This window comes from Nitrospirota bacterium (genome assembly GCA_013388455.1).
In the GTDB taxonomy this organism is placed as follows: domain Bacteria; phylum Nitrospirota; class Thermodesulfovibrionia; order Thermodesulfovibrionales; family SM23-35; genus JACAFF01.
Window position 1 is genome coordinate 35,988 of the sequence record JACAFF010000040.1, and the last position, 14,950, is coordinate 50,937.

Genomic DNA, 14,950 nt, shown 5'->3' on the forward strand with positions numbered 1-14,950 from the left:
CACTACCATTACCACAAGAAGTTAAATATTTTCGATCTGAACCCCGAAAAGGGAATGTTCACCTATGGGTTATTTTATTGACATAAATGTATGAATTGGGATTATAATAACTCTGGAGGTTGTTGGAAAAGATATTTGTTATTATGAAAAATAATCCCAAAATAAAAAGCAGGGGTTATGAGTAGTAAAACAGCAATTTATTTATGCACTTGTGCAACCAATATATCTGACAACCTCGATTTTGAAGAAATTCTTAATTTTGCCTCTAAACTTGAAGATGTTGCATATGTTAAAGTGCACAAACTCCTCTGTTCCGAAGAAGGAAAAAATTTCTTATCCAGTGATATATCAAAAGAAAAGCCTGAACGTATAGTAATTGCTGCCTGCACTCCTAAAGAACACGAAAAGACTTTCAGAAATGTACTGCAGAAAATAGACTTCAACCCTTATCTTTTCCAGATGGTAAATATAAGAGAACAGGTTGCATGGGTAACATCTGATAAATCAAAAGCAACAGAGAAAGCAAAATCATACATAAGAGCAGCGGTCAGGCGTGTATCCATGCATGAACCACTTGAGAAAAAGGAACTTGATTGCAACACAGATGTTCTCGTTATTGGTGCTGGGCCCGCTGGCATGGAAGCATCTCTCCTTCTTGCTAAAGCAGGTAGAAAAGTATATCTTGTAGAAAAAAATTCTTTCATAGGTGGCAGAGTCGCACGTTTTGAAGATGTTTTCCCGAAAATGGAATGCGCTACCTGTATGATAGAACCAAAGATGGATGAGATACTTCATCATGAAAATATTGAATTATTGACCTGTAGTGAAGTCAAAGAGGTTCTGGGGTTTTTAGGCAATTTCAAAGTAAAGATAAGAAAAAGAGCCCGTTATGTTGATAAAGAAAAATGTATTGGCTGTGGTGCATGTTATGAGCCCTGTCCTATGAGGGTAAAAAATGAACATGACTATAATCTGAGTGAACGGAAAGCAATTTATATCCCATATACTGGTTCATTACCTAATGTGCCCATTATTGATGAAGAGTATTGCCTCAGGTTTGGTAATAAAGATTCAGATACTTGCAAAGAAGCATTAGAACTTGGGTTAATCACACAGGAAGAATATGACAGGTTTGCAATCCATGATTGTACTATCTGTAGGGATGCGTGTCCGTTCGATGCAATTAATTACGACGATAAAGAGGAGCTTATTGAACGAAATGTTGGAGGAATAATTGTGGCAACTGGATTTGAGCTCTTTGACCCATCAATAATAAAAGAACTGGGTTATGGCAACATTCAAGAAGTATATACAAGTCTTGAATTTGAAAGAATACTATCACAAACAGGACCTACAAATGGTAAGATTTTAATGAAAAATTCAAAAGAGCCACAATCTATTGCAATTATTCACTGTATTGGAAGCAGGAGTAAAGATTACAATAACTATTGTTCAAGTGTTTGTTGTCTTTATGCACTGAAATTTGCTCGTTTGGTAGAAAAACATCTTCCATCTGCAATGGTGTATGATATTTATGCTGACTGGTGTATTCCTGGGAAGGATAATCAGGCTTTTCTTGATAGCGTAAAATCTGCAAAGAATATTCAATTCATACATACATCCCTTCCCATGAATGTAGAAATCAAACAGAATGGTGATAAAATTGAACTATACTACAACGAAATTTCGAACAACAGAAGAAAAATTTCCACTGACATGGTTATATTATGTCCTGCAATGATTCCTGCAAAAGATACTCCTATTATCTCAAAAATGCTCGGGATAACACTTAGCAATGATGGCTTTTTTGCTGAAGGACATACCAAGCTTGCACCGGTTAGTACAAATATAGAAGGAATATTTATCGCTGGTTGCTGTCAGGGACCTAAGGATATCCAAAATTCCATCGCTCAAGGAGCAGCTGCTGCAGGAGAGATTCTCTCAGCTCTTGTTCAAGGTAAAAAACTTGAACTCGAGGCAACAACTGCAGAGATTGATAAAGAATTATGCTCCGGGTGTATGACATGTATCAGTCTTTGTCCTTATAAAGCGATATTTGTTGATACCAATAAAGTTGCTGTCGTTAATGAGGTATTATGCAAAGGTTGTGGTACATGTGTAGCAGCCTGTCCGAGTGGTGCTGCAAATAGCAAACATTTTACGACAGAACAGATATGTGCAGAGATTGAGGAGGTTTTAAAATAGAAGATTTTGAACCGAAAATAGTGGGTTTTCTTTGCAACTGGTGTTCATATGCAGGTGCAGATGCCGCAGGTAGTTCGAGAAAGACATATGCCCCTAATGTGAATGTCATCCGTGTCATGTGCAGTGGAAGAGTAGACCCGCAGTTTGTTGTTAAGGCATTCCAATCAGGTGCTGATGGAGTTATTATTCTCGGATGTCATCCTGGAGATTGTCATTATAAAGAAGGGAATTATAAAGCATTACGAAGATTTTATCTTTTAAGAAAAATGCTAAATCAATTTGGTATTGAACCAGAGAGATTGCGTCTGGATTGGGTATCTGCAAGTGAATCTGATAAATTTGTGACTACAATAAATGATATGGTTGAGACTATAAAGACCCTTGGCCCTCTTAATATAGTCAATTCTCAGTCCATTGAAATAATTGATGAAATAGTAGACTTTCAGGAGTCTAACATTGAGTAAACCGAAAGTTGCTTTTTACTGGTGTGCTTCATGCGGTGGATGTGAAGAAGCTGTTGTTGACCTTGCCGAAAATATTCTTAAAGTAGTAGAAGCTGTCGACATTGTTCTCTGGCCAGTAGCAATGGATTTCAAGATCAAGGATATAGAAGTATTAAAAAATGGTGAGATAGCAGTAAGTTTCATTAATGGTGCGATCAGGACTGAAGAGCAGGAACATGTGTCAAAACTGCTGAGAAAAAAATCAGGCTTAGTCATTGCCTTTGGTTCATGTGCTCATATAGGCGGGATACCCGGTCTTGCAAACTTTTCTAACCGTTCGAAAATATTTGACTGGGTATATAAAGATGCTCCTTCTGTAAAAAATCCGGGGTTCATATTACCACAAGAGAAAATTGAGGTAAAAGAAGGAGATTTGAACTTACCGATGTTTTATGATACTGTTTATACTTTAGATCAGGTTATTGATGTTGATTACTATATTCCAGGTTGCGCACCACCACCTGATATAATTATGAATGCTGTAGAAGCACTCCTATCAGGAAAACTACCTCAAAAAGGAGCAGTGTTAGCTCCTGATAAAGCATTATGTGATACTTGTAAGAGAAAAGCTACTAAGCCAGAAAATCCGGTAATTAAAGAGTTTAAAAGGGTTCACGAAATTATGCTTGATCAGAACAGATGCTTTTTAGACCAGGGCGTTATTTGTTTAGGACCTGCTACCCGTGACGGTTGTGGAGAAAGATGTATTAATGCCAATATGCCATGCCGTGGATGTTTTGGCCCAACAAGCAGGGTTCTGGATCAGGGTGCAAAAATTCTTTCAGCCATCTCTTCACTTCTAAATGTAAATGAAGAAGACCAAATAAAAATGGCCATAGATTCTATTGCCGATCCGGCAGGAATTTTTTATTTCTATTCCCTCCCAGCTTCTCTGCTGAGAAGGAGACTGGATATCTAAATGCAGAAAAGGATAACAATAGATCCGATTACAAGACTCGAAGGACACGGTAAGATCGAAATTTTTCTCAATGAAGATGGGGATGTTGAAAAAGCATATTTTCAGGTGCCTGAACTAAGGGGATTTGAGGTATTTTGCGTAGGACGTCCTGCTGAAGAAATGCCAAGAATAACTCCCAAAATATGTGGAGTATGTCCAACTGCTCATCACATCTGTTCTACAAAGACACTTGATGACCTTTTCAAGGTCGAACCTACACCTGTTGCAAAAAAGATTCGAGAAATCATGTATTCAGCCTTCATGCTTGAGGATCACACACTACATTTCTTCTTTCTCGGAGGTCCTGATTTTGTTGTAGGACCTACTGCTTCTCCTCAAGAAAGAAATATTTTGGGGGTTATTTCAAAAGTAGGGATAGATAATGCAAAAAAAGTAATCAGTATTAGAAAACAATGCAGGGATATTATTTCTTTAATTGGTGGAAGGGTTATTCACCCAGTGTGCGGTTTACCGGGTGGAGTATCCAAACCACTGACCGAAGAAGATAGATTAAAAATTCTCGAGGTATCGAAAGCCGGAATCGAGTTTGCTCAATTTGCATTAAAAGTTTTTGATAACGTTGTATTGAATAATAAAGAATATGTTGATCTCATAGCAGGCGATATTTACAGACATTCTACATATTATATGGGACTTGTTGATAACGAAAACAAAGTGAATTTTTATGATGGTGATATACGTGTCTGCACACCGGATGGAAAAGAATTTATAAAGTTTAAAGTAAGAGATTATCTTGAACACATTGCAGAACATGTTGAACCCTGGAGTTATGTTAAATTCCCATATTTAAAAAATGTTGGATGGAAAGGATTTATTGATGGTGAAGAAAATGGTGTATACCGTGTAGCACCTCTGGCACGTCTGAACGTTTCTGACGGAATGGCTACCCCTCTTGCACAAACGGAATACGAAAGAATGTATAAAGCTCTTGGTGGAAAGCCATTACACAATACACTTGCATTTCACTGGGCTCGTTTAATAGAAGCACTTTATGCAGCTGAAAGAATGCTTGAACTTGCTCAGGAAAGAGATATAATTGACCCATACATAAGAAATATTCCAACTGCAATTCCTGAAGAAGGTTTTGGAGTAGTAGAAGCACCTCGAGGAACACTTATTCATCATTACAAGACTGACAAGAACGGTATAATAACTGAAGCAAACCTCATTGTAGCGACTGTAAATAATGCAGCTGCAATCAGCATGTCAGTTGAAAAGGCTGCTAAAAATTTAATTAAAAAAGGAGAAATATCGGAAGGACTTCTTAATATGATAGAAATGGCATTTCGAGCGTATGACCCCTGTTTTGCCTGTGCTACACATCTTTTACCCGGAAATATGTCATTATCAGTTAATATAAGAAATACGGAAGGTAAAATAATACAGAAATTAGAGAGAAATTATGATAAACTCTATCTACAAAATTTGTAAAAAGGAGGAAAGGCTTTATGGCAACTGTAAATTTAGATTGTATGGGACTTAAATGCCCTCAACCCGTATTAAAGATTGCTGCAAAATCGGCTGAGCTCAAAGTAGGAGATATTCTCGAAATAATCGCCGACTGCCCAACATTTGAGAAAGACATTCGTCAATGGTGTGAAAGAACAAAGAAGACACTCATGTGGATAAGAGATGAAGGCGGTGGTAAAATGCGCTGTCAGATACAGTTTTAATTATAGAAATTTATGAATTTCTTTCAAAATATTTCAATCGGCAAAAAATTTACGCTCACTTTTGGATTTCTTTTTCTTATTGTTTTACTCGTTGGTATATCATGGCAGAAAGGTATTGATTCACTTAAAGAAATTGAATGGAAAAAAAATAATCTGATTGAACTAAAAGAAAGGCTGCGAGAGATGCAGCTCATTCATCACCGCTGGGTTGACTCACTAAGAGAGTCAGTAAGAAAGAGAGAGGCATTTGAAGGAGAAATCGATCCACAAAAATGTGTATTCGGACAATGGTACTACTCATATAAATTACCTTATCCAGAATTAAAAAACCTTTTTGAAGCATTGGAAAAACCACATAGAAATTTACATGTAGCTGGGGAAAATGTCCGAAAGGCAATCGAGCAGGGTAATATTGCTGAAGCAGAAAAGCTGTCTCTGCATGTAAGACAGACTCAGCTTCCTGAACTGATGACAGTTTATGATTCTTTTATGAAAGGTATCGGAAACGTTTATGAAAAATATAAGTTAGAATCAGAAAGATCAGTTAATCGGCAGAAGATTTTTTCTAAAACAGTTCTTATTCTTTCTTTATTCTCTGTTTTTTTCCTTGCATTTCTTATGACCCGTGCTATAGTCGGTCCATTAAAGAAAGTAACGGATACAGCTCTGAGGATTTCAGAAGGTGAAATCCCGGAGATTTCACAAAAGGAAATTTATTCTGAGACAAAAAATGAAATAGTTCAGATGGAAAATGCTTTTACTAAGATGGCATTATCGGTTAACGAGCTGTCGAAAACCGCTGAACAGATTGCTTCTGGGGACTTGAGCGCAACAGTAAGAATTCGCTCAGAAAAAGATATTCTTGGAAATGCTATAGCAAAAATGGTAGAGAATCTGAAAACCAGTCTTGAAGACCTGCATACAAACTCCATGAATCTTGCTTTGGGTATGAGTGACTATTTTACAGTAATTTCTGAATTTTCACAGGGCAATCTTAATATAAAGGCATCTGAAGAAACAGGAGATGATCTTTTAAACCAGCTTGGCAAGGTTACTAACAATATGATAGCAGAGTATAAGAAACTTTCTGAATGTGTTGAAGAAGTGATAAAAGGAAACTTAGACGTTCAGGTACACATTCGATCTGAAAAAGATATACTCGGAATTGGTTTTAGACATATGCTTGAACATCTCAAAAAGACCTCAGAGGAGCTCCATATGAACTCAATGAACCTTGCTATGGGACTTACTGATTATTTCTTTGTTTTACAGCAGGTTGCTTCAGGTGATCTGACTGTCAGAGCAAACGAGGAGACTGAAGATGATTTACTGAATCAGCTCGGTAAAGCAACGAATTCAATGATTTCTTCTTTGAAGGATCTGACTTTAAAAATACGTGAGCAAGCAGATTTTCTTGCAGGTTCAGCAAATGCTATGGCAACCGTTTCTAAACAATTGTCAAAAGCTTTATCCGAACTATCTACAGCTATTTCACTAATGTCATCTTCAACATCAAATGTTGCAGATAATTCTCAAGGCGCTACCAAAGCAGCAGAGGTTGCAAATGAATCAACCCGTAAAGGGAGCAATTTGATGTCAAAGCTTGCAGAGAAAACAAATTTATTACAAAGTTCAAGTGAAAAAACAGTTGAGGCCATGAAAAGTCTTTCTGAGCGTTCATCAGAAATAGGAAATATTGTTAATGTTATGACAAAAATAGCATTCCAGACGAACCTCCTCTCATTAAATGCTGCAATAGAGGCAGCAAGGGCTGGTGAGTCAGGTCATGGCTTTGCTGTTGTTGCAGATGAAGTGCGTAAACTTGCAGAGAGTTCAGCAAATTCAGCCCGTGAAATAGCAAAAATTGTAAAGGAAGTCCAGGAAGAGACAGAGCAGGCAGTACTTTCTACCCAGCAAAGCAAAAAGGAAATGGAAACTGGTGTCGCCCTTATAGAAGAAGTTCGACAGCATTTTATTTCTATTGCCTCACAGGTTGAAAATATTTTCAAACAGATTGAAAGCATAGCATCTTCTGCTGCAGAAACAGCATCTTCTGCTGCAGAGGCTTTCGCTTCATCAGAAGAGCAGACAGCAGCAATCGAGGAACTTGCGGCTTCAGCATCAGAACTATCGAGCACTGCTGAAATTTTGAAGGAGACTATGGCCAGATTCAAGATTTAAAAGGATTTCCCGCATAAGTAGTTACAACCATTCTAAAAACTGAATAAGACTCAATGAAAAACGAAAAAACTTACATCAAACTAATTGATACGCATTGTCATCTTGAAATGGATGTTTTTGACTCTGACAGAGATGCTGTTATACAACGAGCAAAAGATTCTGGTATTGAAGCAATCATAACCATAAGCTCTGATCTGGAAAGCAATAAGAAAGGTCTCGAAATCTCTAATCAATATGATTTCGTTTATGCATCTCTCGGAGTCCATCCTCATGACGCAAAGGATTTCACAGAAGATGTTTTTAATGAGATAAAGAGATTGGAAAATAGAGACAAGATTGTAGCCATTGGCGAGATCGGACTTGATTATCATTACAATAATTCACCAAAGAATATTCAGAGAGATGTTTTTCTTAAACAGCTTCTCTATGCAAAGAATATCAATCTACCCGTTATTATTCATAGCAGAGATGCAAAAAAAGATACCCTCGAAATAATAAGAGAATCAGGAGTAAATAAAGGGGTCTTTCATTGTTTTTCAGGTGATATAGACATGGCAGAGCGTGTAATAGCAATGGGTTTTTATATATCTATTGCAGGACCTGTCACTTTCAAGAACGCAAAGCATCCGATTGAGGTTGCACAAATGATCCCTGATGATTATCTGCTCATTGAGACAGATGCTCCATATCTTACGCCTGAACCATTCAGAGGCAGGAGGAATGAACCTGCAAATCTTCTATATACAGCTAAAAAAATTGCTGAAATTAGAGGTATCAGCCTTGAGGACATTTCAAGAATCACAACACTCAATGCAAAACGTCTTTTCAACATAGGAGAATTTCCGGAAAAGGGTGAAATAGCATATAAAATCAGAAATTCCCTGTATCTTAATATTACAAACCAATGCACAAACAAATGTTCATTTTGTATCCGCTTTCACACAGATTATGTAAAAGGCCATAATCTAAGGTTAACGAAGGAGCCAACTGAAGAAGAACTGAAAGAATCAATCTTGGACCCATCACTATATAAAGAGATTGTATTCTGTGGATATGGAGAACCGCTGCTTAGGCTTGACCTTGTTAAGAATTTAGCATTATGGGTAAAGCAAAATAAAGGAAGGGTGAGAATTAATACGAACGGTCATGGCAATCTTATTCATAAGAGAAATATACTGCCAGAGCTCCAGGGCATAGTTGACAGCATCTCTATTAGCCTTAATGCACAGGATGAAGATACTTATAACAGAATTTGCAGGCCAGTATTTAGAAATGCATTCAATGAGGTAGTCTCTTTTATAAAGGAAGCAAAAAAATTTATCCATGAAGTCATTGTAACCGTTGTGAAGCTCGAAGGTGTTGATATAGACAAATGCCGCAAAATAGCCGAGGAACTGGGAGTTAAGTTCAGGATCAGGAAGCTCGATATAGTGGGGTAAAAACCGTAATTCAACTTTATCTTCTATTTCTTTAAAAAATGAAAAAAAGTAACAACTTCTTTAAAAGCAAGTTCTCCCTGACTACCATCTGAAAGTCGCTTCCATTTCAATCTTCCTGATGCAATTTCGTCATCACCGATTATAAGAACATATTTTGCTGAAAGCCTATCTGCCCTTCTCATCTGACTTTTTAACGAATGGCCAGCATATCCGATTTCAGTCCAGATTCCTATTTCCCTGAGTTGATTGGCGATTTTCAGTCCTTCCTTTTGAGCAAACATGCCGATTGTAGAGATAAATACTGAGGGAGCAGGTATGTAATATGGTTTTTCATTTAATAGAGAAGCTAATCTTTCCATTCCCAAAGCAAATCCGATGGCTGGAGTTGATGGACCCCCCAATTCCTCCACAAGTTTATCATAGCGTCCGCCAGCAACAACAGTATTTTGTGCCCCAAGATGTTTGCATGTAATCTCAAAAGTCGTTCTTGTATAATAGTCAAGCCCTCTAACCATATTGGGATTTATTTGATAAGGTATATCAAGCAATTCCAGGAAATTCTTTAAAGCATCAAAATGTTCCCTGCATCCAACGCAGAGAAAATCAGTAACATAAGGAGTTCCTGCCCGCAATCGTATACATGAATCTACTTTACAATCAAGTATCCTTAAAGGATTCTGTTCATATCTCCTTTTGCAATCGGGACAGAGGCTACTAACTTTGTCAGAGAAAAAACTGAGGAGAGCTTTTCGATAATCAGACCTGCATATATCGCAACCGATCGAATTGATTTCGAATGTGAGTTCTCCAATTCCAAGTTTTTCAAGAAAAAGCCTGAGCATTGAAAGAATCTCTGCATCAATCTTTGGATCTGCCACACCAAAAGCCTCAGCTCCTATCTGATAAAACTGCCTGAAGCGTCCCGCTTGAGGTCTCTCATAACGGAACATTGGTCCTGAATAGTAAAATTTTTGCGGTGATGGTAAGTTATACAAGTAATTTTCTATGTAACATCTTACAACAGGAGCTGTACCTTCGGGTCTTAGAGTTATTAATCTTCCAGCTTTATCTTTAAAAGTATACATCTCCTTTTCAACAATATCTGTGGTCTCTCCTATACTCCTGATAAAAATATCCGTTGACTCTATGATTGGAGGTCGCAATTCCTGAAATCCATATACAGAAAAAACATCCACTGCTGTTTTCTCAACTTTCTGCCATACATATATTTCAGGAGGAAAGATGTCATGGATACCCTTCAAGGCATTATACTTCATTCTGTCTTAATTCCTCCCTCTTGCTCCTCTCTCTCCTTGTCGAACTCAAGCATCTTTAAATGGCCCTCAACCATTCTTTTAAGCTCTTCCTTGAAGTGTCTTCTTATTCCTTTAAGATCTACAATATCCTCATGGATCTTTATAACTTTTTCCTGAGCTTCTTTAATAAGAGCATCTGCCCTTAACTCTGCCTCTTTGACAATAAGTTCTGCCTCTTTTCTCGCATTTGATTTATAGTCTTCCACCATCTGTTGTGCTGTCATGAGTGTTTCTCTTAAAGTAGTCTCCATATCCCTGTATTCTTTCACTTGATTTTCCAACCTTGATATTGATTCCTTAAGAGATGCATTTTCTCTCAGTATGTCCTCCATTTCTTCCCTTATTATCTCTAAAAATGCATATACTTCTTCGACATCAAAACCTCTGAATTTCATTGGGAACTGCTTCTGCTGAATGTCAAGCGGTGTTATTCTCATAATGCGATGCCTCCTTTCAATTTATAGGCAAACTCTATTAATGAATTTATAAGAAAATATTTTATAAACAATATTATCAGAATTATAACCATTGGTGAAAAGTCAATACCCATGCTAATACCCAGTCGCCTTCTAACGAGTCTTAAAACAGGTTCTGTTATAGAACGCAGGAATTTAACTATAGGATTGTAAGGATCAGGATTTACCCAGCTAATCAGAGCCGAGATGATTATTATCCACATATATACAGTTAATAAAATATCAGATATACGAGCTAAGGCAAGCAATAAATTTGCTATAAGAAACATTTATCCTTTCCTCCCCAATTCTTCTGATCTATTTTTTGCTGCTTCAATTACAGATGCTACTATATCTCCAAATTTCTTTTCTTCAAAAACCTTTAGCCCTGCTGCTGTCGTTCCACCGGGTGATGTGACCATAATCCTTAATTTATCAGGCGGCATTCCTGTTTCAAGGAGCTTAGCAGTTCCTATTAAAGTCTGTATGGCTAATTCAGTAGCATGCTCTTTATTTAGCCCGCATTTTATCCCTGCTTCAATCATGTGTTCAACAAACAATGCTATAAATGCAGGACCGCTCCCTGAAAGTGCTGTTACAGCATCCATATATTTTTCTGGCAATACAATTAGTTTACCGATTGACATTAAGATTTCTCTCACAATTCCTATTTTCTTATCATGGATGCATTCACACATTGACATGACTGACATGCCCTCAAGAACAAGTGCAGGCGTATTCGGCATAACACGTATTATTTTAGAAGTTTTTAACTTTGATGTTAGATAAGAAAGAGTAATCCCAGCTGCAATCGAGACAATTATCTTATCAGCACTTATAAAATTTGAAATTTCTCCGGTAACATCTTCCATATTTTGAGGCTTCACTGCGAGTATAACAATATTACAACTTTTAACTACCTCTTTGTTATCATGAGTTGTCTTAACATTATATGTTTTTTCGAGATATAAACGCCTGTCATCTCTCGGCTCAGAGACCATAATGTCCCTGATATTGCTATTAAGCATTCCTTTTATCATTGCCTCTGCCATATTCCCGCCACCGATGAATCCAATCATACAGATTTATCTCCTTTTATTAATAATTCTCTCCCCGAATATCCCTGTCCCTATCCTCACCATCGTTGCACCTTCCAGAATTGCAATCTCGAAATCATTAGTCATACCAATGGAAAGCTCTTTAATTTTGTATCCCTTTTGCTCGACCTCGTCTCTAAGTTCACATAACTTTTTAAAGAATGGCCTAGCCTTTTCAGGGTCTTCAAAAAAAGGCGGCATTGTCATCAGACCTTCAAGTTTTATATTCTTCATTTTTGATACTGTTTCAATCAGCCTCATAAGTTCCTCTTTAGCAACTCCGTGCTTTGTCGCTTCCTCAGAAAGTTTTACCTGTATTAAAACTCTCTGGATCTTCTCCTCTTTTTCGGCGTACTTATTTATCAGATTAGCAAGTTCGAAAGAATCAAGAGAATGTATCAAATCAAAAAGCTGCACTGCTGTTTTTACCTTATTTTTTTGAAGGTGGCCGATAAGATGCCATTTAATATTCTCATTTAATATTTTAGATTTGAGATTTGATATCTTTTCTTTTGCTTCCTGCACTCTATTCTCTCCAAAGTCCCTGAGCCCAAGTTCTACTGCTTCTCTAATCCTTTCAACAGGAACTGTCTTTGTAACAGCAATCAATTGCACATCAAAAGGGCTTCTTCCAGAGCGGATGGCAGCTGAGGAGATTTTTCTATATATGTTTTTAATATTCTCAAGAAGCTGTAAATTGCCTTTTTGAGGATTTATTTCAAGCATAACTTTTAATCATTTTTGAAAATCAATTTGTAAACTTTTATATAGTATCACAGGGCTTTGTCTTTTATCAGCTTGCGGATATTGACTCTTGATATTCTTCCCATAACTTTTCCTTGGTTATACCTATATATATGAAATCCCATGGGAGAATTTCCTGAAAATCCTTTTTCCTGAAAATAAAAAAATCTCTGTTTATTCCTTCTGCTGCCTTTGTCCAGTCATCGAAATGGGGTACCCTCTCAAGAACTTTCGAAACCCTTCTGTCGCCGAGAGAGAACAATCCTTGCATATATGCATATTTGGGCACATCATGAAAAACTCTGATTCCTTTTACTGGCATAAGGCTTTTTTTAATAAGCTTCAGCCTTTCTTTAACCTCTAATGCGGTTTCCATCGGATGCCATTGAAATGGAGTAAATGGTTTCGGCACGAACGTACTTATACTCAGTGTAACAGTTCCCTTCATTGAAATTTCCCTTATCTTTCTCACCAAACTTATAATCCCCATTATGTCATCTCTTGTTTCTGTTGGTAAACCAACCATAAAATACAGCCTGAGATTTTCGATTCCTTCAGAAAAGACATGTTCTGATATAGACAGAATATCCCCCTCCGAAATGTTTTTACCGATTACTTTTCTTAATCTTTCTGTGCCAGCTTCAGGGGCGATAGAGATGCTTTTATTTCCTTTTAAGCGGGTTATCAGGTCAATACTTTTTGGGCTTGCTCTCAGGGATGTAATAGAAAATTCTACTCCCTTAATTGTTAATATATCTTTTATATTTGGATAATCAGAAAGAGAAGGTCCGATTAACCCTATCCTTTGAGTCATAGCCTTCCCTTCATTAATCTCATTATGAATGGATTCTAAGGTCTTTCTGCGTAAAGGTGAATATACTTTCCCTGTCATACAAAACCTACAATTCCATGGACATCCCCTCATGGTTTCAATCAGATACATCTCAGAGAATTCTGTCTCTGAAGTAATAATAGATGTCCTGATTTTTGAAAGAGAAATATCCTTTACTGATCGTTTACTGATTGTTGCTGGTGCGTTTCCTTCTGGAAGTCTATTCAATATTCTTCCTTTATTGTCATAAGTTATCTTATAGAATTTTGGTATATATAATCCTTCTACAGATAGAGATTTCAATAAAACTTCTGATTTATTCGAAGATGACTTATAGATATCGATAAATTCAGTAAGCATCTCTTCAGCTTCACCTATAAAACAAACGTCAAAGAAATCGGCAAGAGGTTCAGGATTGAAAAACATACATACTCCTCCAATTATGATTAAGGGATGATGTGACTTTCTATCGATGCTTCTTGGAGGGATATTTGATAATTCAAATATTTTTATGATATTCGGATAATCATTTTCAAAAGAGATAGAGAATGCAATCAAATCAAATCTGTTAAGAGTTTTTTTTGATTCCATCGAAAAAAGTTCAGTTTCTGTTCTCAGATACTCATCGATATCTTTTTCTTCAGGAAGAAATACACGTTCACACACAACATCTTTCATATCGTTTAAAAGACCATAAATTCCTTGAAATCCAAGATTTGACATTCCTACATGATAAGTATTCGGATAAACAAGGGCGATATTAATTTTGCCACCAGGATCTTTAAAAACTGTCCCTTTTTCTTTTGATAAAAGATAATCTGTTTTTTCTCTAAGTCTCTGGTTCACATCATCACCAGCACACAAAGCATTGCTATTGACCAGATTATATCAATAGGCAACTGCATCTCGCATGTTGAATCAAAAAGTAAATCTGCTCTTGCAGGAAACTCATCGTCTTTCTCCCATAGAATAATCGTAACCGGTATCCTCGGAAAAGGAAAAAGTTCTATAGAGGCATCACCATAATGTTGTTTTTTTGCACACAGGCCCTCCCCCTTTTGTAGAAAAGCCTGTTTATTATTGCTATATTTTTTTGCTAAGTTATCCAGTGGAAGAACATGGCTTCCCCTGAAGAACATGCTTCCACCTTTGATGTCTGATGGTGCTACGAGTTTTTTACTAAAAGGTAAATCCTTAGCATAAACCAGATACCAGAGGCATGAGTGACAGAAAAAATAATCATATTTTTTTAAAATCATTTCGCCTTCTGATGAATCGCTACTAATCTTCTTCAGAGGAGGTTTTACATAAAAGTCAAAGCAGAATGACCTTATATAATAGCCATCGGTTGAGTCATAACTAACTATTGCATTATTACTGACAGCAGACGGATCAAGTTTACCCAAAATATCCCATGCTTTTTCTACGCCGGATGATAACATAATAAATGATATCATATAAATAAAATCATATTTTTTATAATTTTCAGTTATAATTAAATAATGCAGATATTGCTCGAAAATTTC

Annotated in this window: 14 protein-coding genes; 7 read left to right on the top strand and 7 right to left on the bottom strand. The window is 36.8% G+C overall.

Annotation, left to right across the window (positions count from 1 at the left end; all coding sequences use genetic code 11):
• Positions 1-177: 177 nt before the first annotated feature.
• Genes HXY53_09215 through HXY53_09245 form a run of 7 tightly spaced genes read left to right on the top strand, consistent with a single transcriptional unit; the run spans position 178 to position 8,980 of the window.
• Positions 178-2,205, top strand: a complete 2,028-nt coding sequence (locus HXY53_09215; protein ID NWF76726.1) for a CoB--CoM heterodisulfide reductase iron-sulfur subunit A family protein — start codon at positions 178-180, stop codon at positions 2,203-2,205.
• Positions 2,202-2,669, top strand: coding sequence for a hydrogenase iron-sulfur subunit (locus tag HXY53_09220; protein ID NWF76727.1), 468 nt, complete (start codon positions 2,202-2,204; stop codon positions 2,667-2,669). Before HXY53_09215 ends, HXY53_09220 begins: the two co-directional genes overlap by 4 nt.
• Positions 2,662-3,627 (top strand): oxidoreductase, encoded by a 966-nt coding sequence (locus HXY53_09225; GenBank protein NWF76728.1) that lies wholly within the window; start codon positions 2,662-2,664, stop codon positions 3,625-3,627. The genes HXY53_09220 and HXY53_09225 overlap by 8 nt, the downstream gene beginning before the upstream one ends.
• Positions 3,628-5,118, top strand: a complete 1,491-nt coding sequence (locus HXY53_09230; protein NWF76729.1) for a Ni/Fe hydrogenase subunit alpha — start codon at positions 3,628-3,630, stop codon at positions 5,116-5,118.
• A 17-nt stretch (positions 5,119-5,135) separates the two neighbouring features.
• Entirely contained in the window at positions 5,136-5,360 is a 225-nt protein-coding gene (locus HXY53_09235) for a sulfurtransferase TusA family protein (protein NWF76730.1), read from the top strand.
• A gap of 12 nt (positions 5,361-5,372) precedes the next feature.
• Positions 5,373-7,541 (top strand): HAMP domain-containing protein, encoded by a 2,169-nt coding sequence (locus tag HXY53_09240; GenBank protein NWF76731.1) that lies wholly within the window; start codon positions 5,373-5,375, stop codon positions 7,539-7,541.
• A 53-nt stretch (positions 7,542-7,594) separates the two neighbouring features.
• A complete protein-coding gene (locus tag HXY53_09245) occupies positions 7,595-8,980 on the top strand; it encodes a YchF/TatD family DNA exonuclease (GenBank protein ID NWF76732.1) in 1,386 nt (461 codons plus the stop codon).
• 23 nt (positions 8,981-9,003) lie between these two features.
• Here the strand turns inward: HXY53_09245 and HXY53_09250 are convergent, their stop codons facing one another.
• The 7 genes from HXY53_09250 to HXY53_09280 all read right to left on the bottom strand — a co-directional run bounded on the left by HXY53_09250 (position 9,004) and on the right by HXY53_09280 (position 14,881).
• Positions 9,004-10,257 carry a histidine--tRNA ligase gene (locus HXY53_09250; protein ID NWF76733.1) on the bottom strand — a complete coding sequence of 418 codons (1,254 nt, stop codon included), beginning with the start codon at positions 10,255-10,257 and terminating at the stop codon, positions 9,004-9,006.
• Positions 10,254-10,733 (bottom strand): DivIVA domain-containing protein, encoded by a 480-nt coding sequence (locus HXY53_09255; GenBank protein NWF76734.1) that lies wholly within the window; start codon positions 10,731-10,733, stop codon positions 10,254-10,256. The genes HXY53_09250 and HXY53_09255 overlap by 4 nt, the downstream gene beginning before the upstream one ends.
• The gene (locus HXY53_09260; protein NWF76735.1) at positions 10,730-11,041 is read right to left on the bottom strand and encodes a YggT family protein; all 312 of its coding nucleotides are present in this window, start codon (positions 11,039-11,041) and stop codon (positions 10,730-10,732) included. The genes HXY53_09255 and HXY53_09260 overlap by 4 nt, the downstream gene beginning before the upstream one ends.
• Positions 11,042-11,830, bottom strand: a complete 789-nt coding sequence (proC, locus tag HXY53_09265; protein ID NWF76736.1) for a pyrroline-5-carboxylate reductase — start codon at positions 11,828-11,830, stop codon at positions 11,042-11,044. It lies immediately after the preceding gene.
• Positions 11,831-11,836: 6 nt separating this feature from the next.
• Complete coding sequence (locus HXY53_09270) at positions 11,837-12,574, bottom strand: YggS family pyridoxal phosphate-dependent enzyme (protein NWF76737.1); 738 nt, start codon at positions 12,572-12,574, stop codon at positions 11,837-11,839.
• A 67-nt stretch (positions 12,575-12,641) separates the two neighbouring features.
• On the bottom strand, positions 12,642-14,270 hold the full coding sequence (locus HXY53_09275) for a radical SAM protein (protein NWF76738.1): 1,629 nt from the start codon (positions 14,268-14,270) through the stop codon (positions 12,642-12,644).
• Positions 14,267-14,881, bottom strand: a complete 615-nt coding sequence (locus tag HXY53_09280) for a DUF3786 domain-containing protein (protein ID NWF76739.1) — start codon at positions 14,879-14,881, stop codon at positions 14,267-14,269. The genes HXY53_09275 and HXY53_09280 overlap by 4 nt, the downstream gene beginning before the upstream one ends.
• Between the last annotated feature and the right edge of the window lie 69 nt (positions 14,882-14,950).